The sequence below is a fragment of the Niastella populi genome (assembly GCF_002078015.1).
In the GTDB taxonomy this organism is placed as follows: Bacteria; Bacteroidota; Bacteroidia; order Chitinophagales; family Chitinophagaceae; genus Niastella; species Niastella populi.
Genome location: NZ_LWBP01000209.1, coordinates 1 through 278, shown reverse-complemented (window position 1 = coordinate 278; position 278 = coordinate 1). Strand labels below are relative to the sequence as shown.

Annotated in this window: 1 protein-coding gene; it reads right to left on the bottom strand. The window is 46.4% G+C overall.

Annotation, left to right across the window (positions count from 1 at the left end; all coding sequences use genetic code 11):
• A partial coding sequence (locus A4R26_RS35160; RefSeq protein ID WP_207625820.1) for a hypothetical protein occupies nucleotides 1-278 on the bottom strand: 278 nt, incomplete at both ends.

The following is a 278-nucleotide window of genomic DNA, read 5'->3' as shown; positions in this document are numbered from 1 at the left end:
CTTTGTCCTCTTTTTCTTTCTGTTCTTTGGCTATGCGGTCTTTTTCAGTCTGGTCATTATTATTCGTTTGTGGTCGCTGTGATTGGGGTTGTCCAAATCGGCCACCACGTCCCCAGCCATTATTGCCTTTCAGCGCCTGCTCTTTTTCTGCTTTTTCCTTTTGTTCTTTTTCAGCACGCTCTTTTTCCAAACGCTCTTTCTCTAAACGTTCTTTTTCCCCCCGGTCTTTTATCGATTGAGGTTGTCCAAATCGGCCACCACGCCCCCAGCCGTTATTG